General features: G+C 59.3%; 17 protein-coding genes. 10 read left to right on the top strand and 7 right to left on the bottom strand.

Annotation, left to right across the window (positions count from 1 at the left end; genetic code table 11):
* Positions 1-93: 93 nt before the first annotated feature.
* From PMI27_RS05855 to PMI27_RS05865, 3 genes are all read right to left on the bottom strand, one after another.
* The gene (locus PMI27_RS05855) at positions 94-1,752 is read right to left on the bottom strand and encodes a cation acetate symporter (protein WP_008148582.1); all 1,659 of its coding nucleotides are present in this window, start codon (positions 1,750-1,752) and stop codon (positions 94-96) included.
* Positions 1,749-2,060, bottom strand: coding sequence for a DUF485 domain-containing protein (locus tag PMI27_RS05860; protein WP_008148580.1), 312 nt, complete (start codon positions 2,058-2,060; stop codon positions 1,749-1,751). The genes PMI27_RS05855 and PMI27_RS05860 overlap by 4 nt, the downstream gene beginning before the upstream one ends.
* A 250-nt stretch (positions 2,061-2,310) precedes the next feature.
* Positions 2,311-3,162, bottom strand: coding sequence for a glycine betaine ABC transporter substrate-binding protein (locus tag PMI27_RS05865; RefSeq protein WP_008148577.1), 852 nt, complete (start codon positions 3,160-3,162; stop codon positions 2,311-2,313).
* A gap of 286 nt (positions 3,163-3,448) precedes the next feature.
* Here PMI27_RS05865 and PMI27_RS05870 point away from each other — a divergent pair, with 286 nt between their 5' ends.
* Entirely contained in the window at positions 3,449-5,044 is a 1,596-nt protein-coding gene (locus tag PMI27_RS05870) for a glycoside hydrolase family 17 protein (protein ID WP_008148575.1), read from the top strand.
* Between the two features lie 123 nt (positions 5,045-5,167).
* Here PMI27_RS05870 and PMI27_RS05875 read toward each other — a convergent pair whose 3' ends face one another.
* A complete protein-coding gene (locus tag PMI27_RS05875) occupies positions 5,168-5,536 on the bottom strand; it encodes a hypothetical protein (RefSeq protein WP_024164596.1) in 369 nt (122 codons plus the stop codon).
* 224 nt (positions 5,537-5,760) lie between these two features.
* Between PMI27_RS05875 and PMI27_RS05880 the strand changes: the two genes are divergently transcribed.
* Positions 5,761-7,059 (top strand): hypothetical protein, encoded by a 1,299-nt coding sequence (locus tag PMI27_RS05880; protein WP_008145579.1) that lies wholly within the window; start codon positions 5,761-5,763, stop codon positions 7,057-7,059.
* On the top strand, positions 7,052-7,840 hold the full coding sequence (locus PMI27_RS05885) for an MlaA family lipoprotein (protein WP_008145578.1): 789 nt from the start codon (positions 7,052-7,054) through the stop codon (positions 7,838-7,840). The genes PMI27_RS05880 and PMI27_RS05885 overlap by 8 nt, the downstream gene beginning before the upstream one ends.
* Positions 7,841-8,015: 175 nt before the next feature.
* Here the strand turns inward: PMI27_RS05885 and PMI27_RS05890 are convergent, their stop codons facing one another.
* On the bottom strand, positions 8,016-8,930 hold the full coding sequence (locus PMI27_RS05890) for a DUF808 domain-containing protein (RefSeq protein ID WP_008145577.1): 915 nt from the start codon (positions 8,928-8,930) through the stop codon (positions 8,016-8,018).
* Positions 8,931-9,065: 135 nt separating this feature from the next.
* On the opposite strand from PMI27_RS05890, the gene PMI27_RS05895 reads away from it, so the two are divergent.
* Positions 9,066-9,674: a TetR/AcrR family transcriptional regulator gene (locus tag PMI27_RS05895; RefSeq protein ID WP_008145575.1), complete on the top strand. Its 609-nt coding sequence runs from the start codon at positions 9,066-9,068 to the stop codon at positions 9,672-9,674.
* A gap of 127 nt (positions 9,675-9,801) precedes the next feature.
* Here PMI27_RS05895 and PMI27_RS05900 read toward each other — a convergent pair whose 3' ends face one another.
* Together PMI27_RS05900 and PMI27_RS05905 are read right to left on the bottom strand one after the other, a co-directional pair.
* Complete coding sequence (locus PMI27_RS05900; RefSeq protein WP_008145574.1) at positions 9,802-10,260, bottom strand: REP-associated tyrosine transposase; 459 nt, start codon at positions 10,258-10,260, stop codon at positions 9,802-9,804.
* Between the two features lie 199 nt (positions 10,261-10,459).
* Entirely contained in the window at positions 10,460-10,900 is a 441-nt protein-coding gene (locus PMI27_RS05905) for a GlcG/HbpS family heme-binding protein (protein WP_008145573.1), read from the bottom strand.
* Between the two features lie 267 nt (positions 10,901-11,167).
* On the opposite strand from PMI27_RS05905, the gene gcl reads away from it, so the two are divergent.
* The 6 genes from gcl to PMI27_RS05935 all read left to right on the top strand — a co-directional run bounded on the left by gcl (position 11,168) and on the right by PMI27_RS05935 (position 18,843).
* The gene (gene gcl / locus PMI27_RS05910; RefSeq protein WP_008145572.1) at positions 11,168-12,943 is read left to right on the top strand and encodes a glyoxylate carboligase; all 1,776 of its coding nucleotides are present in this window, start codon (positions 11,168-11,170) and stop codon (positions 12,941-12,943) included.
* Between the two features lie 180 nt (positions 12,944-13,123).
* The gene (hyi, locus tag PMI27_RS05915) at positions 13,124-13,906 is read left to right on the top strand and encodes a hydroxypyruvate isomerase (protein ID WP_008145570.1); all 783 of its coding nucleotides are present in this window, start codon (positions 13,124-13,126) and stop codon (positions 13,904-13,906) included.
* A 125-nt stretch (positions 13,907-14,031) separates the two neighbouring features.
* On the top strand, positions 14,032-14,922 hold the full coding sequence (locus tag PMI27_RS05920) for a 2-hydroxy-3-oxopropionate reductase (RefSeq protein WP_008145569.1): 891 nt from the start codon (positions 14,032-14,034) through the stop codon (positions 14,920-14,922).
* Positions 14,923-15,095: 173 nt separating this feature from the next.
* Positions 15,096-16,376, top strand: coding sequence for a glycerate kinase type-2 family protein (locus PMI27_RS05925; RefSeq protein ID WP_008145568.1), 1,281 nt, complete (start codon positions 15,096-15,098; stop codon positions 16,374-16,376).
* Positions 16,366-17,781, top strand: coding sequence for a pyruvate kinase (gene pyk / locus PMI27_RS05930; RefSeq protein WP_008145567.1), 1,416 nt, complete (start codon positions 16,366-16,368; stop codon positions 17,779-17,781). The genes PMI27_RS05925 and pyk overlap by 11 nt, the downstream gene beginning before the upstream one ends.
* A gap of 147 nt (positions 17,782-17,928) precedes the next feature.
* The gene (locus tag PMI27_RS05935) at positions 17,929-18,843 is read left to right on the top strand and encodes an urea transporter (protein WP_008145564.1); all 915 of its coding nucleotides are present in this window, start codon (positions 17,929-17,931) and stop codon (positions 18,841-18,843) included.
* Positions 18,844-18,864 lie beyond the last annotated feature (21 nt).

Raw genomic sequence — 18,864 nt, 5'->3', positions numbered from 1 at the left:
TGTACACAATCAAACCGTCCAAAAAAATGCCCCAATCTCTCGACCAGGGCATTTCTGTTTAACGCAGCTTCTTATATAGCCAAGCCTGAAGCCTTAGTGAGCAACCGCCCCACTCGCCCCCAAGCCCGTCTGCGAACGAACAAACTGAGGGAAGAACAGCGCCCGCTCATTGTCAGCCGCCGTCGACTTGTCAGTGATCGAGAAGAACCAGATCCCGATAAACGCAATGGCCATGGAGAACAGCGCCGGGTACTCATACGGGAAGATAGCCTTCTCGTGATGCAGAATCTGCACCCAGATGGTTGGCCCAAGGACCATCAAACCAACGGCACTGATCAGACCCAGCCAGCCGCCGATCATCGCACCACGCGTGGTCAGCTTCTTCCAGTACATGGAAAGCAGCAGCACCGGGAAGTTACAGCTCGCCGCGATGGAGAACGCCAGGCCCACCATGAACGCGATGTTCTGGCTTTCGAACAGAATGCCCAGACCGATCGCCAACACACCCAGACAGACGGTGGTGATTTTCGAAACGCGGATCTCGTCCTTGTCGTTGGCTTTGCCCTTCTTGATCACACTCGCGTAAAGGTCGTGAGACACCGCCGTAGCGCCGGCCAGCGTCAAACCAGCCACTACAGCCAGAATGGTTGCGAACGCGACTGCCGAGATGAAGCCCAGGAAGATACTGCCACCCACCGCGTTAGCCAGGTGCACCGCCGCCATGTTGTTGCCGCCCAACAGCGCGCCAGCAGCATCTTTGAAGGCAGGGTTGGTGCTGACCAGCAGGATCGCGCCGAAGCCGATGATGAACGTCAGGATGTAGAAGTAACCAATGAAGCCGGTTGCATACAGCACGCTCTTGCGAGCTTCTTTCGCATCACTCACGGTGAAGAAGCGCATCAGAATGTGCGGCAGGCCAGCGGTACCGAACATCAGTGCCAGGCCAAGCGAGAACGCCGAGACCGGATCTTTCACCAGACCGCCCGGGCTCATGATCGCTTCACCTTTAGGGTGAACCTTGATCGCCTCGGAAAACAGCAAGCTGAAGTCGAAGTTGACGTGCTTCATGACCATCAGCGCCATGAACGTAGCACCGGACAGCAGCAACACGGCCTTGATGATCTGCACCCAAGTGGTCGCCAGCATGCCGCCGAACAACACGTACATGCACATCAGGATACCGACCAGGATCACGGCAACGTAGTAGTCGAGACCGAACAGCAGCTGAATCAGCTTGCCGGCACCGACCATTTGCGCGATCAGGTAGAACGCCACCACCACCAGCGAGCCGCAAGCGGACAGCGTGCGGATCTGGGTTTGCCCAAGGCGGTAGGACGCCACGTCGGCAAAGGTGTATTTACCCAGGTTACGCAAGCGCTCGGCGATCAGGAACAGAATGATCGGCCAGCCCACCAGGAAGCCGATCGAGTAGATCAGGCCGTCGTAGCCAGAGGTGAACACCAGGGCGGAAATACCCAGGAAGGATGCCGCCGACATGTAGTCACCGGCAATCGCCAGACCGTTCTGGAAGCCGGTGATCTTGCCACCCGCCGCATAGTAGTCAGCCGCCGAATTGTTGCGCTTGGAGGCCCAGTAGGTGATGCACAGGGTCAAGCCAACGAACGCGACGAACATCAGGATCGCGGAAACGTTGAGCGGTTGTTTGTGCACTTCGCCGGTCAGGGCTTCACCTGCCCAGGCGCCAGGTGCAAAGGCTGCGATGCTCAATAGAGCCATTAGACGCCGGATCATTGCTGAGCCTCCTTGAGAATCGCATTGTTCAGGTCGTCGAATTCGCCATTGGCGCGTCGTACGTAGATTGCAGTCAGGATAAAGGCCGAGAGAATCAGCCCGACACCAATCGGTATCCCCCAGGTAATCGAAGACTCGGGGCTGATTTTCGCCCCCAGAATATGCGGCCCGTAAGCAATCAAAAGGATGAATCCGGAGTAAAGCCCAAGCATGATCGCCGAAAGAATCCAGGCGAACTTTTCTCGCTTACTAACCAGCTCCTTGAAGCGCGGGCTGTTTTGAATCGAGAGGTAAATGCTGTCGTTCATTGTTTTTATCCTCGCAGCACAGATGAAGTTGGAACGTTATCCACTCTATGCGGCTACGGAACTGGTTCCAGACGACCTTAGTATTAGAACGACATGACGGTTTTGTTCCCTGTAGGAGCACGGCTCGCCGGCGATAGCGATCTTGAAGCCGCCATCGCCGGCAAGCCGTGCTCCGACAGAAAAGCAAAAGGCCGCTTGGCGGTTATGCCAAGCGGCCTTCAGAAGTGCTGACCAGACGCGTCAGCTCAAATCATTTAGTCCAATCTGCAACGCGTTCCGGGTGTTTGGCGACCCAATCCTTCGCGGCGGCTTCAGGTTTGGCACCATCCTGAATGGCCAACATGACTTCGCCGATTTCGTCTTTCGACGCCCACTGGAAGTTCTTCATGAACTTGGCAACTTCCGGAGCCTTGGTTGCCAGTTCTTTGCTGCCGATGTTGTTTACAGTTTCAGCCGCGCCATAAACGCCTTTCGGGTCGTCCAGGAAGCGCAGTTTCCACTTGGCGAACATCCAGTGCGGCACCCAACCGGTGACAGCAATGGATTCGTTTTTCTTCTCGGCACGGGTCAGCTCGGCAATCATGCCGGCGCCGGAACTGGCCTTGAGTTGATAGCCGGTCAGATCGTAGTCCTTGATGGCCTGTTCGGTCTTGAGCATCACACCCGAACCGGCGTCGATGCCGACGATGCGATCTTTGAAGCTGTCGTCGGTTTTCAGATCGGCAATACTTTTAGCTTTGACGTACTCCGGCACGATCAGGCCAATTCTTGCGTCCTTGAAGTTCGGACCGTAATCGACGACTTGATCCTTGTTCTTGGTCCAGTATTCACCATGAGTCACAGGCAGCCACGCAGACATCATGGCATCGAGTTTGCCTGTGGCCACACCCTGCCACATGATCCCGGTGGCGACCGCTTGCAGTTTCACGTCATAACCGAGTTTCTGCCTGATCACTTCAGCGGCCACGTTGGTCGTGGCGACACTGTCCGACCAGCCGTCAACATAACCGATAGTCACTGCCTTGCCTTCAGCGCTGGCCACAGTAGAACTGATCGCCAGCACCAAAGCGGCACCTGCGCCCAAGAGTCGTCGCATCTTCATCGTTACTTCCCCGAAAGTGCTGCGCTCGACGGATGCCGAGTCGCGTCAACGTATTGTTATGGTGCCCAGCGCCCCCATCACGCCCACCGCAAACTCATCCGAACATCAGCGGAGTACTGACGCCTCGATAATCAACCCCAAGACAATGGCGACCTTCTCTGCCAGCGACCTCAAGGCATCGAGAAACGACATCAGAACGCCATTAATCTAGACCACCGAAAGTCCGCCCGCCAATCCGCCCAAACTTTGCATGTCAAAAGTATGCAGGCCACCAAGCACGCGGCAAATGAAGGTAACATGCGCGGCTTTGCTCCCAGACGGCCTGACCATGCCCGCGACATCCCGCTTTCCTTTTTTTGCTTATCTATTCGCCTGCCTGCTGGGGCTTTTTGCCCTGGGTGGCTTCTGGTACGGCCTCGGTAAACCGGTGGTGCTGCCGGATGTGGCCAGCGCGACGCACAAGCTGCAATGCGCCTCCTACACCCCGTTCGACAAGGACCAATCGCCGTTCGATCAGCCGTTCAAGCTGCGCCCCGAGCGCATGGACGCCGACCTTGCGCTGCTGTCCAAAAGCTTCGAATGCATCCGCACCTATTCCATGACCGGCCTCGAGGCCCTGCCCGACCTGGCGCGCAAGCACGGGCTGAAACTGATGATCGGCGCCTGGGTCAACAGCAACCCGGTTGACACCGCCAAGGAAGTCGACCTGCTGATCGCTTCGGCCAACGCCAACGCGGACGTGGTGACTTCGGTGATCGTCGGCAATGAAACCCTGTTGCGCAAGGAAGTCACTGGCGCGCAACTGGCCAAGCTCATCAGTAAAGTCAAAAGCCAGGTCAAACAGCCTGTCACTTACGCCGACGTCTGGGAGTTCTGGCTCAAGCACCCGGAAATCGCCCCGGCGGTGGATTTCCTGACCATCCATTTGTTGCCGTACTGGGAAGATGACCCGTCGAATATCGACGCCGCCCTGCAGCACGTGGCCGAAGTACGTCAGGTGTTCGGCAACAAGTTCGCACCCAAGGACGTGATGATTGGCGAAACCGGCTGGCCCAGCGAAGGCCGTCAGCGTGAAACCGCCCTGCCGAGCCGGGTCAATGAAGCCAAGTTCATTCGTGCTTTTGTCATCATGGCGGAGCAGCAAGGCTGGCATTACAACCTGATCGAAGCCTTCGACCAGCCGTGGAAACGCGCCAGCGAAGGTGCGGTCGGTGGTTACTGGGGGCTGTTTGATGCCGATCGCCAGGACAAGGGCGTGCTCGCCGGTCCGGTGTCGAACGTGCCTTACTGGGCGCAGTGGCTGGTAGTGGGTGGTTTGATTTTCCTTGGCACGTTAATCCTCGGAGGCCGTGTCCGCAGCACTCGCGCAGCGCTGGTTCTACCGCTGCTCGGTGCGCTGGCCGCTTGCTCGATTGGCGCCTGGGGCGACCTGGCCCGTGTCACTACGCGGTTTACCAGTGAGTGGTTGTGGGTTGCTTTGCTGACGGCGTTGAATGTGTTGGTGCTGGCCCATGCGGCACTGACCCTGAGCGCTCGCACCGGCTGGCGCGAACGGGCGTTCAATGCGCTGGAACGTCGGGCGGGCTGGTTGCTCGCGGTGGCCGGGTTTGCCGCTGCGGTGACGATGCTGGAGTTGGTGTTCGACCCGCGTTATCGCAGCTTCCCGAGTGTCGCATTCATCCTGCCGGCGCTGGTCTATCTGTGCCGCCCGGTGAGCGTGCCGCGCCGGGAGATTGCCCTGCTGACCTTCATTATCGGTGCTGGCATTGCGCCGCAGCTTTATCGTGAAGGCTTGCAGAATCAGCAGGCCTGGGGTTGGGCGCTGGTGAGTGTGTTGATGGTTGCAGCGTTGTGGCGCAGTTTGCGGGTTCGCAAAGGGTAATCCTCTGCGCAGCTACTGGCCTCATCGCGAGCAAGCTCGCTCCCACAGGGTTCTTCAGCGAATACAGAATTTGTGTACGACAAAGATCCCTGTGGGAGCGAGCTTGCTCGCGAAGACTGACTATCAGGCGCTGCGGGACGCCCGGACCAGACGCAATCCAGCAATCACCACCGCAAAAACAGCCAATGTCGTGTTATACAACGCCAACGCCGGAAACCCGAACACCAGCGCCAGCACCGCCAACCACCACCCGGCCCGGCCCGGCAGCACAAATCCGATAACGGCTGCCGCCAATGCCGTGAATCCCAAGACATTGAAGTGAATCATCAAGCCCAGGCTCGAACGAACCTGGCATTCCCAGCGGCTCGCTTCGTCCACGCAGAGGCCGACCCATTGAGCATCCTCCATAAAGCCATAACGCGCGCCATAACTGGCGGCCAGCCATATCGGCAGGAGAACGAGCAGCAGAATCACAGGCAGACGGCGGGACATGAAGCACTCCAATAAACGAAAACGGCGGCCAGCTTAATCCCCCGCCAGCGCCAAGCAAACGCATGTGACAGATAATTGGTCACCAAATCGCTGCAAAGTGTATCGTCCAGCTACTATTACTCCGAAATTAGCCCTGATTGGTGCCGATCCATGGCACTTTGGCGCAAACCCCGTGGTCATAGCCTGCGAACTTCATTTGGCACCTTTCTCTAAGGGATCTAGTCATGCTCCGTTCCTTGCGCTTCGCCGCCCTGTTTGGCGGCCTTATTTTGAGTGCGTCCGCACTGGCGGCGGACATCGACGCCGCCAGTTATGGCTACCCCTTGACCAACCCGTTCGAGGCGACCATCGCGACGACACCGCCGGACCTGCGTCCGGACTTGCCGCTGGACGATGACATCAATCAGGAAACCCGCAGCGTCAGGTTACGCCCGGAGCGTGAATTCGATTTGCCGGACAACTTCTGGCCAGTGAAGAAACTCACCTACCGCATCGCCACCCAGGATAAAGCCGCTCCGCTGATTTTCCTGATCGCCGGCACCGGCGCGCGCTATGACAGCAGCCTTAACGAATACCTGAAGAAGCTCTACTACAAGGCCGGCTACCACGTGGTGCAACTGTCGTCGCCCACCAGCTTCGACTTCATGAGCGCCGCCTCACGCTTTGCCACACCCGGCATCACCAAGGAAGACGCCGAAGACATGTACCGGGTGATGCAGGCCGTGCGGGCACAAAACCCGCATGTAGACGTTACCGATTACTACCTGACCGGCTACAGCCTGGGCGCACTGGATGCGGCGTTCGTCGCGCACCTGGATGAAACCCGCCGCAGCTTCAACTTCAAGAAAGTCTTGCTGCTCAACCCGCCGGTCAACCTCTACACCTCGATCACCAACCTCGACAAGCTGGTCCAGACCGAGGTCAAGGGCATCAACAACAGCACAACGTTCTATGAGCTGGTGCTGAACAAACTGACTCGCTACTTCCAGCAGAAAGGCTACATCGACCTCAACGATGCCCTGCTCTACGACTTCCAGCAGTCCAAGCAGCACCTGAGCAACGAACAGATGGCCATGCTGATCGGCACTTCGTTCCGCTTCTCGGCAGCCGACATTGCCTTCACCTCGGACCTGATCAACCGCCGCGGCCTGATCACTCCACCGAAATACCCGATCACCGAAGGCACCACCCTCACGCCGTTCCTCAAACGCGCGCTGCAGTGCGACTTCGACTGTTACATCACCGAACAGGTCATCCCGATGTGGCGCGCCCGCACCGACGGCGGCAGCCTGCTGCAACTGATCGACCAGGTCAGTTTGTATGCACTCAAGGATTACCTGCACGACAGCCCGAAAATCGCCGTCATGCACAACGCCGACGACGTGATTCTCGGCCCTGGCGACCTTGGTTTCCTGCGCAAGACCTTTGGCGATCGTTTGACCGTTTATCCACTGGGCGGCCATTGCGGCAACCTTAATTACCGCGTCAACAGCGACGCCATGCTGGAGTTCTTCCGTGGCTAAATACCTCCTGCTTATCGCAGCGCTACTCTGCGCAGGCGTCGCCAATGCCGACAACAGCAAAGCCAACGCTCCGGTTGTGATTGACAGTGACGGCTTCAAGGAGCCGCTGAGCAAACTCAAATTCAACCCGGGGCTGGATCAGCGTGAGTTCGAACGTTCGACGCTTAGCGCGCTGGCCGTCTACGACCCGCTGGAAGAGTGGAACCGCCGCATCTACCACTTCAACTACCGTTTCGACCAATGGGTGTTCCTGCCGGTGGTCAATGGCTATCGCTACATCACGCCGAGTTTCCTGCGCACCGGTGTCAGCAACTTCTTCAATAACCTCGGTGACGTGCCGAACCTGTTGAACAGCTTGCTGCAGTTCAAGGGGCAGCGTTCGATGGAAACCACCGCGCGCCTGCTCCTCAACACCACCATAGGCATCGCCGGTCTGTGGGACCCGGCCACCGCCATGGGCCTGCCGCGCCAGAGCGAAGACTTCGGCCAGACGCTGGGCTTCTACGGCGTGCCGGGCGGCGCTTACTTCGTGTTGCCGATCCTCGGCCCTTCGAACATCCGCGACACCGGGGGCCTGGCGGTCGATTTCACCGCAGAGTCGGCGATCAACTTCCTGAACGTCTCCGAAGTCAGCGAAAACCACCCGGAAATCTGGGTCCTGCGTGGCATCGACAAGCGCTACCAGAACAGCTTCCGCTATGGCCAGCTGAACTCACCATTCGAGTACGAGAAAGTGCGCTACGTGTACACCGAGTCGCGCAAGTTGCAGATCGCCGAGTAATTCATCGGCAACAAAAAAGGCCATTCGATGCGAATCGAATGGCCTTTTTCATGCCCGATGGATCAGACACCACCCTCTCCTGTAGGAGCCTAGCTTGCTCGCGATAGCGGTGTAACAGCCAACATAGATGTTGAATGTTATGGCCTCATCGCGAGCAAGCTCAGCTCCTACAGGTTCAGTTTTTGACTGCACGCCAGATTTTGCTGGCAACCATCACACCCACCAACACCACCGCACCCGCCACAATCCCCGCCACCGCATTCAGCAACGTCGGCACGATAAACCCGGCACCGCCCGCCCCTGCGCTGACGCTCTCAATCCAGTGATGAACCACCGGCACGCCGTGGGTGAGAATCCCGCCACCCACCAGGAACATCGCTGCCGTGCCGATCACCGACAGGCTTTTCATCATGTACGGCGCCGCACGCAGAATCCCGGCGCCGATACTTTTGGCCATCTGGCCAGGCTTCTGGGTCAGCCACAAACCGAGGTCGTCGAGTTTGACGATGCCGGCCACCAGGCCATACACGCCGATGGTCATGACGATGGCAATGCCTGAAAGCACGATGACTTGCTGGGTCAGCGAAGCATCAGCCACGGTCCCCAGAGTGATCGCGATGATTTCTGCAGAGAGAATGAAGTCAGTGCGGATGGCGCCTTTGATCTTGTCCTGCTCGAACGCCACCAGATCGACCGCCGGATTGGCTACGGCCTCGACCAGCTCAGCATGTTCGGCCTGATCTTCAGCCTTGCTGTGCAGGAATTTGTGCGCCAGCTTCTCGAATCCTTCGAAACACAGATAGGCGCCACCGACCATCAATAGCGGCGTAACCAGCCACGGAATGAACGCGCTAATGGCCAACGCCGAGGGCACCAGGATCAGCTTGTTGAGAAACGAGCCCTTGGCCACCGCCCACACCACCGGGATTTCCCGCTCGGCACGCACGCCGGAAACCTGCTGGGCGTTGAGCGCCAGATCGTCACCGAGCACGCCGGCGGTTTTCTTGGCGGCCATTTTGGTCATCAATGCCACGTCGTCGAGTACCGCGGCAATGTCGTCGATCAGCAACAGCAAACTGCTTCCTGCCATGAATCAGGTTTCCTTCGAATAATGAATGCCGCGCAGCATAGCGCGGCCTAACGTGCTGCGGGGCATTCTTGAGCGCCGCGCGAGGCCGGTGCTACCATGCGCAACCGCCAGCACAGGCAAGGAACCCCCTGGTTTATGAGCACTATCCGCGAGCGCAACAAAGAACTGATCCTGCGTGCCGCCAGTGAAGAATTTGCCGACAAGGGCTTCGCTGCGACCAAAACCAGTGACATCGCAGCCAAGGCGGGATTGCCCAAGCCCAACGTCTACTACTACTTCAAATCCAAGGAAAACCTCTACCGCGAGGTCCTGGAAAGCATCATCGAACCGATTCTGCAGGCCTCGACACCGTTCAACGCCGACGGCGTGCCCAGTGAAGTGCTGAGCGGCTACATCCGCTCGAAAATCCGCATCTCCCGCGACCTGCCCTTCGCCTCCAAGGTGTTCGCCAGCGAAATCATGCACGGCGCCCCGCACCTGAGCGCCGATCTGGTTGAACGGCTCAACGGCCAGGCCAAGCACAACATCGACTGCATCCAGACCTGGATCGACCGCGGCCAGATCGCCCCGATCGACCCCAACCACCTGATGTTCAGCATCTGGGCCGCGACCCAGACCTACGCCGACTTCGACTGGCAGATTTCCGCGGTGACCGGAAAGGCCAAGCTCGATGAGGCGGATTATGAAGCGGCGGCGCAGACGATTATCCGGTTGGTACTCAAGGGGTGTGAGCTGGACCGATAGATCGCAGCGCGCCCTTCGCGAGCAGGCTCGCTCCCACAGGGTTTTGTGTTGAATGCACATTTAGTGATCACTGAAGATCCACTGTGGGAGCCAGCCTGCTGGCGATAGGGGACGACTCGGTTTTGGATCAAACCCAAATTGCATCCCACAACGGATAGTCGCCAAGTCGCCCTACCAACCCGGCCCGCAATGGATTAGCCACAACATACCGAGCGACTTTTACCAAGTCCTCTTCACGACGCAGCGCTCGATCATGAAAACCTCGCTGCCAAAGACTGACACCACGACCGGTAGACAGATTCACTGCCTTGGTACTCAACGATTTGGTCCTTTGCATCAGTCCAGCCAGCGAGCCCTGCTGCAACTCGATCAGCCAATGAAAATGATCCGGCATGACGACCCAGGCCAGTGAGTTTGCACAACCCTGGTCCTGCGCAGCGCGAAATTGCGAGACGACTAATCTGCCCAAGGTGAAGTCCTTGAAAACAGGTTCTCGGTCGAGTGTGTTTGTCGTTAACAGATAGATGCGGCTTTGCTCGGCGTAGCGGCCGATGCGTAGACGGTTTGAAGCAGGTAAATCCGGCATTCCTTTGCCCTTTTCATGATGAAATCAAAAAGAGCCTAGCCTTGTGATAACCGAAAGGCGGGGGGCGGTTTTTTGGCAGGATGTGTCTGGTAGGCCGCCATCGCCAGCAGGCTGGCTCCCACAGGGGATTATCTAAGTGTCAGAGATAAACTGTGGGAGCCAGCCTGCTGGCGATAACGGTGTATCAATCACCCTTTAATCAAGCAGTCACCCCCGCATCCGCCCGCAACCCCAGCGCCTCGATTGCGTTGATCGCACATTGCTCATCAACATCAGAAAGATCACCGCTGATACCAACAGCCCCCAGCACGTTCCCGTCCTGATCCCGAATCAACACCCCACCCGGTGCCGGCACAACACTGCCCTGCCCCAGACTGTTCAAAGCGGCGATAAACGCCGGTCGTTGTTGTGCGTCCAGCGCCAGCAGGCGTGAGCCTTTGCCCAGGGCGATGGCGCCCCAGGCTTTGCCGATGGCGATCTGCGGGCGCAGCAGGCTGGCGCCGTCTTCACGCTGCAGGGTGACCAAGTGTCCACCCGCATCCAGTACTGCAATGGTCAATGGAGCCGCCGAGATTGCACGCCCTGCGGAGATAGCCTGATTGGCCAGGTTGACTGCGACTTTCAAGGTTAAAGCGCTCATGGTGCCGTCCTCATTTTGTTATAGGGAAAGCTGCTGGACTGTGTTTTGTTCAGAAGTCCAATGCAACAAATAGAACACAATGAGTTATTTTTTTGTATACAATAATTCTCGAAAAGCGCCACATGCGACGAAAAGCCACAGTAGATCGGGCTTCCGACGAATGAAACGGCCGCTTGAGAAAATGGATTGACCTGCGCCGTCCGCCGTGAATACACTCTGCGCAAAGCCACTTGTATACAATTACAAAACGTAAGAGGCACCAAAACCATGAGCAAAATGAGAGCAATCGAAGCCGCCGTTCTGGTGATGCGCCGTGAAGGGGTTGATACCGCTTTTGGCATCCCGGGCGCCGCGATCAACCCGCTGTACTCCGCCTTGCAGAAGGTCGGTGGCATCGATCACGTCCTCGCTCGCCACGTTGAAGGCGCCTCGCACATGGCCGAGGGCTACACCCGCACCAAGGCCGGCAACATCGGCGTGTGCATCGGCACTTCGGGACCTGCCGGTACCGACATGGTCACCGGGCTCTACAGCGCCTCGGCCGACTCGATCCCGATTCTTTGCATTACCGGCCAGGCCCCCCGCGCCCGTATGCACAAGGAAGACTTCCAGGCTGTCGACATCACCTCGATCGTCAAGCCAGTGACCAAGTGGGCAACCACCGTCATGGAACCGGGCCAGGTGCCTTACGCGTTCCAGAAAGCCTTCTACGAAATGCGCTCCGGCCGTCCAGGCCCGGTGCTGATCGATCTGCCGTTCGACGTGCAGATGGCTGAAATCGAATTCGACATCGACGCCTATGAACCACTGCCGCTGGCCAAGCCAACCGCTAACCGCGTGCAAATCGAGAAGGCCCTGGCCATGCTCGATCAGGCCGAGCGTCCGTTGCTGGTGGCCGGTGGCGGCATCATCAATGCCGACGCCAGCGAGTTGCTGGTGGAGTTCGCCGAGCTGACCGGTATTCCGGTGGTCCCGACTCTGATGGGCTGGGGCACCATTCCGGACGATCACCCGTTGATGGTCGGTATGGTCGGCCTGCAAACCTCGCACCGCTACGGCAACGCGACGATGCTCAAATCCGACCTGGTGCTGGGCGTCGGTAACCGCTGGGCCAACCGTCATACCGGTTCGATCGACGTTTACACCGAAGGCCGCAAGTTCATTCACGTTGACATCGAACCGACCCAGATCGGCCGCGTGTTCACCCCGGACCTGGGCATCGTTTCCGACGCCGCTGCCGCGCTGACCGTGTTCATCGAAGTCGCTCGCGAATGGCAAGCCGCCGGCAAGCTGAAAAACCGCAGTGCCTGGCTGCAAGACTGCCAGCAGCGCAAATCCAGCCTGCAGCGCAAGACTCACTTCGACAACGTCCCGGTCAAGCCGCAGCGCGTTTACGAAGAGATGAACCAGGTGTTCGGCAAGGACACGTGCTACGTCAGCACCATCGGTCTGTCGCAGATTGCCGGCGCGCAGTTCCTGCACGTCTACAAACCGCGTCACTGGATCAACTGCGGTCAGGCCGGCCCGTTGGGCTGGACCATTCCGGCAGCGCTGGGTGTGGTCAAGGCTGATCCGACCCGTAAAGTTGTGGCGCTGTCGGGCGACTATGACTTCCAGTTCATGATCGAGGAGTTGGCGGTGGGCGCGCAGTTCAAGCTGCCGTACATCCACGTGGTGGTGAACAACTCGTACCTGGGGCTGATTCGTCAGGCTCAGCGCGGTTTCGACATGGACTACTGCGTACAGCTGTCCTTCGACAACCTGAACGCTCCGGAACTCAACGGTTACGGTGTCGACCACGTCGCGGTCGCCGAAGGCCTGGGCTGCAAGGCGCTGCGTGTATTCGAACCGAGCCAGATCCAGCCTGCCCTGCGCAGGGCTCAGGAGCTGATCGAAGAGTTCAAGGTGCCGGTGATCGTCGAGATTATTCTGGAGCGTGTGACCAACATTTCCATGGGCACCGAGATCAACGCCGTCAACGAATTCGAAGACCTGGCGCTGGTCGGCAACGATGCGCCAACGGCGATTTCGTTGCTCGATTGATTTGGCTTTTAGCTCCCTCTCCCCTCGGGGAGAGGGCTGGGGTGAGGGGTGGTTTTGTGCCGTTCGTGGGATCTGGATCTCACTCTGAATCCACCCCTCACCCTAACCCTCTCCCCCAGGAGAGGGGACTGATCGCGTTTAGCCGGGCCATCTGTATTTAATCTGCACGAGGAGACCACCATGCCGCGTTTCGCAGCCAACCTGTCCATGCTATTCACCGAGCAGGATTTTCTTGCCCGTTTTGAAGCTGCCGCCAAGGCCGGCTTCAGTGGTGTCGAATACCTGTTCCCTTACGACTTCAGCTCTGCCGAAATCAAAGCCAAGCTCGATGCCAATGGCTTGACCCAAGTGCTGTTCAACCTGCCGGCCGGTGACTGGGCCAAGGGCGAACGCGGTATCGCGTGCCTGCCGGACCGGGTTGAAGAGTTCCGCGCCGGTGTCGACCTGGCGATTGCCTACGCGAAAGTGTTGGGCAATACCCAGGTCAACTGCCTGGCCGGTATTCGCCCACAAGGCGTCGACGATGCCACCGTGGAAAAAACCTTCGTTGCCAACCTCAAGTACGCGGCCGAGAAGCTGCAAGCGGCGGGCATCAAACTGGTGATGGAAGCGATCAACACCCGCGACATCCCGGGTTTCTACCTGAACAACACGGCGCAAGCCCTGTCGATTCGCGAACAGGTCGGCAGCGCCAACCTGTTCCTGCAATACGACATCTACCACATGCAAATCATGGAGGGCGACCTGGCCCGCACCATGGCTGCGCACCTGGGCGAGATCAACCACATCCAGTTGGCCGATAACCCAGGGCGCAACGAACCGGGCACCGGTGAAATCAACTACCGCTTCCTGTTCGAACACCTGGACCGCATCGGTTATCAGGGTTGGGTTGGCTGCGAATACAAGCCGCTGACCACCACTGAAGCAGGTCTGGGCTGGCTCAAAACCCATAACGCAATCTAAACGTATATCCCTGTAGGAGCTGCCGAAGGCTGCGATCTTTTGATCCTGACCTTCAAAAGCAAAATCAAAAGATCGCAGCCTTCGGCAGCTCCTACGGCTGTTTATAAAAACAAGAGGATTTTCTCATGGCTAAAATCGGATTTATCGGCACCGGCATCATGGGCCACCCAATGGCGTTGAACCTGCAGAAAGCCGGTCACAGCCTGTTCCTGTCGGCGCACCACGACCCTGCGCCTGCTGACCTGATTGCCGGTGGCGCCGTCGCCCTGGCGAACCCGAAAGAAGTCGCGCAAGAAGCCGAATTCATCATCGTCATGGTGCCGGATACCCCGCAGGTCGATGACGTGCTGTTCCGCGCCGACGGTGTTGCGGCCGGGGTTGGCAAAGGCAAAGTCGTGATCGACATGAGCTCGATCTCGCCAACCGCCACCAAAGCCTTCGCCGCCAAAATCAACGAAAAAGGCGCTCAGTACCTCGACGCGCCAGTGTCCGGCGGTGAAGTCGGCGCCAAGGCCGCGACCCTGAGCATCATGGTCGGCGGCGAGGCCGATGCCTTCGAACGCGTTCTGCCACTGTTCCAGGCGATGGGCAAGAACATCACCCTGGTGGGCGGCAACGGCGACGGTCAAACCGCCAAAGTGGCGAACCAGATCATCGTGGCGCTGAACATTCAGGCCGTGGCCGAAGCCCTGCTGTTTGCTTCGAAAAACGGTGCCGATCCGGCCAAGGTGCGCGAAGCACTGATGGGAGGCTTCGCCTCCTCGAAGATCCTCGAAGTACACGGCGAGCGCATGATCAAAGGCACCTTCGACCCAGGCTTCCGCATCAGCCTGCACCAGAAGGACCTGAACCTGGCCCTGGCCGGCGCGCGCGAGTTGGGCATCAACCTGCCAAACACCGCCAACACCCAGCAAGTGTTCAGCACCTGCGCGGCTATCGGCGGCAGCAACTGGGACCACTCGGCGCTGATCAAGGGCCTGGAACACATGGCGAATTTCTCGATTCGCGATAAGTAACACCTGCACTACAGAGGGCCTGCCTGGCCCTCTGTAGGAGCAAGGCTTGCCCGCGATGGAATCGCCTCGGTGCAGCAGAAACACCACAGTGTCTGCATCGCGGGCAAGCCTTGCTCCTACAGGGGCCGTGCATGGCTCGATATCCCTAATAACAAGAAATCCGGGAGCCCGCCATGTCGGTCAATCCGCAACAATTCCTGCGCGAGCTGTTTGCCACAGCCATCGACGCGGCCCATCCGCAGCAAGTCCTCGAAGCCCATTTGCCCAAAGACCGCAGCGGTCGGGTGATCGTCATCGGCGCCGGCAAAGCCGCCGCGGCCATGGCTCAAGTGGTGGAGCGTTGCTGGCAGGGTGAAGTATCAGGTTTAGTGGTGACGCGTTACGGTCACGGCGCCCCGTGTGAAAAAATCGAAGTGGTCGAAGCCGCTCACCCGGTGCCTGATGCTGCCGGTCTGGCAGTGGCCAAACGCGTGTTGGAACTGGTCAGCAACCTGACCGAAGACGACCGTGTGATCTTCCTGCTCTCGGGCGGCGGCTCTGCCCTTCTGGCGTTGCCCGCGGCCGGCATCACCCTGGCCGACAAGCAGTCGATCAACAAAGCCCTGCTCAAATCCGGCGCCACCATCGGCGAGATGAACTGCGTGCGCAAGCACCTCTCGGCGATCAAGGGCGGCCGCCTCGGCAAAGCCTGCTGGCCTGCCACTGTTTATACCTATGCGATTTCCGATGTACCGGGCGACCTCGCCACGGTCATCGCCTCCGGTCCCACCGTGGCCGACCCGAGCACTTCCGCCGAAGCCCTGGCGATCCTCAAGCGTTACGCCATTGAAGTCCCGGCCTCGGTGCGCAACTGGTTGCAGAGCCCGGAATCAGAGACGGTCAAACCCGGCGACCCGAGCCTGGCGCGCAGCCACTTCCAGCTGATCGCTCGTCCACAACAGTCGCTTGAAGCCGCTGCGGTGAAAGCGCGTCAGGCCGGTTTCAGCCCGCTGATCCTTGGCGACCTGGAAGGCGAATCCCGCGAAGTGGCCAAGGTTCACGCCGGCATCGCCCGTCAGGTCGTGCTGCACGGTCAGCCATTGGCGGCGCCCTGCGTGATCCTCTCGGGCGGTGAAACCACGGTCACCGTACGCGGCAATGGCCGTGGCGGACGCAACGCCGAATTCCTGCTGAGCCTGACTGACAGCCTCAAAGGCCTGCCCGGCGTCTACGCGCTGGCCGGCGACACCGATGGCATCGACGGCTCCGAAGACAACGCCGGCGCCATCATGACCCCGGACAGCTATGCCCGCGCCGCCGCCCTCGGCCTGAGCGCCAGCGACGAGTTGGACAACAACAATGGCTACGGCTATTTCGAGGCGCTGGACGCGCTGATCGTCACTGAACCGACCCGCACCAACATCAACGACTTCCGTGCCATCCTGATTCTCGAGAGCCCTAAAAATGACGCCTGACAAGAAGGTCAAAATCCTCGCCACCCTCGGTCCTGCCACTCACGGGATCGACGACATCCGCGAACTGGTGCAGGCCGGGGTCAACATCTTTCGCCTGAACTTCAGCCACGGCGATCACGCCGACCACGCTCAGCGCTATCAGTGGATTCGTGAAGTCGAGCGCCAGCTGAATTATCCGCTGGGCATTCTGATGGACCTGCAAGGCCCGAAACTGCGGGTCGGCAAGTTCGCCGAGGGCAAGGTGCAACTGCATCGCGGTCAGGCACTGCGCCTGGACCTGGACCCGACGCCGGGTGATGAACGCCGGGTCAGCCTGCCTCACCCGGAAATCATCGCGGCGCTCGAACCGGGCATGGACCTGCTGCTGGACGACGGCAAGCTGCGTCTTCGCGTGGTGACAAAGTACTCCGACGCCATCGACACCACGGTGCTCAATGGCGGCGAACTCTCGGATCGCAAAGGCGTGAACGTACCGCAAGCGGTGCTGGAACTGAGCCCGCTGACCGCCAAGGACCGTCGCGATTTGAGCTTCGGTCTGGAGCTGGGTGTGGACTGGGTCGCGCTGTCGTTTGTGCAGCGTCCGGAAGACATCCGCGAGGCGCGCGAACTGATCGGCGACAAAGCATTTTTGATGGCCAAGATCGAGAAGCCTTCGGCCGTGACACAACTGCGCGAGATCGCCGAATTGAGCGACGCGATCATGGTGGCTCGCGGTGACCTGGGCGTGGAAGTGCCGGCCGAAAGCGTGCCGCAGATTCAGAAAAACATCATCACCATCTGCCGTCAGCTCGGCAAACCGGTGGTGGTGGCGACGCAGATGCTCGAGTCGATGCGCTTCTCCCCTGCCCCAACCCGTGCCGAGGTGACCGATGTTGCCAACGCCGTGGCCGAAGGTGCGGATGCGGTGATGCTGTCGGCGGAAACCGCGTCCGGTGAGTACCCGCTGGAAGCCGTGCAGATGATGAGCAAGATCATTCGTCAGGTGGAAAATGGTCCGGACTATCAGGCGCAACTGGACGTCAGCCGCCCCAAGGCTGAGGCGACTGTTTCCGATGCGATCAGCTGCGCGATTCGTCGCATCAGCAATGTGCTGCCGGTGGCGGTACTGGTGAATTACAGCGAATCCGGTACCTCGAGTTTGCGTGCAGCGCGGGAGCGGCCAACGGTGCCGATCCTCAACCTGACGCCGAACCTGCAGACCGCTCGCCGGTTGACGGTGGCGTGGGGCGTGCACTCGGTGGTCAATGATCGGCTGCGGCAGGTGGATGAGGTGTGCTCGACGGCACTGGAGATTGCCCAGGCGCAGGGTATGGCCAAGCGTGGCGACACCTTATTGATCACCGCGGGTGTGCCGTTTGGGCAGCCGGGGTCGACTAACTCATTGCGTATCGAGACGTTGATCTAGAGCGCCCATACCGGCCTCATCGCCAGCAGGCTGGCTCCCACATTGGTTTTGTGTCGATCACGGAATCAATACTGAACTGAGATTCAGTGTGGGAGCCAGCCTGCTGGCGATGCGGGCGACTCGGTTTCACTGTCTTTCAGAACTGCCATGCCTGCCAACCACTTCAACACCCACTGCCCCGACTGGGCCACTGCCCTGCTCAACGGTTTCAGTCAGATCTTTCTCCAGCGCCATCCGCTGTGCGGTCTGCTGTGCCTGTTGGCCATTCTTTTCACCGCACCCGCCCTGCTCGGCGGTGCACTGCTGGGCGGTGTCGCCGGGTTGCTCACCGCGCAACGACGCGGCTATGCCAAGGCCGATCGACAGGCCGGGCTCTTCAGTTACAACGGTGTTTTGCTCGGTTTGCTGCTGAGCCTCTACTTCCCCTGGTCAGCGATGTTACCGCCGCTGATCATCGCCGCTGGCGGTCTGAGCGCGATGGTCACTCAACAGTGGCTCAAACGCGTCCGGGTCAGCCAATACCTGCCTGCCTATACGGCGCCCTTCGTGGGGCTGGGCTGGTTGCTGCTGTGCTTCGCCACGCCCTCGACAAATGCGCACCTGATCGAAATCAATACGCTGAACATGCTCGCCGCACCACTGAAAGGCCTCGGCCAGGTGATGTTCCTCGGTCATCCACTGGCCGGTGCGATGATTGCCGTGGGTTTGCTGATCGCTGATCGCCGCGCATTCTGCTGGGCATTGTCGGCGTCTGTCGCGGGCATGGGCTGGAGCATGCTGCATCACGACTTCTATACCGCATTGATCGGGCTCGGTGGCTATAACGCCGTACTCGCCGCCCTCGCCTTCAGCTCGCAGCGCCAGAAGCCTTGGCTGCCACTGGTCGGTATTGCATCAGCGCTGTTGCTGACGCCGGTGTTTGCCGCCATCGGTCTGCCAACGCTGACCGCGCCGTTCATCCTCTCCTGCTGGTTGATCCGCACGGTTGTTCAAATGCTCGGCAAGACCCCTGTCGCCCGTACGCCTTGCACTCTGGAGGAGAATCAACCTAGGCTTCGCTGATCATTGGTTCAGGCGGTATCC

This window comes from Pseudomonas sp. GM41(2012) (assembly GCF_000282315.2).
Classification (GTDB): Bacteria; Pseudomonadota; Gammaproteobacteria; order Pseudomonadales; family Pseudomonadaceae; genus Aquipseudomonas.
The sequence above is the reverse complement of the archived record's forward strand: the minus strand, read 5'-3'. Positions and strand labels throughout refer to the sequence as shown.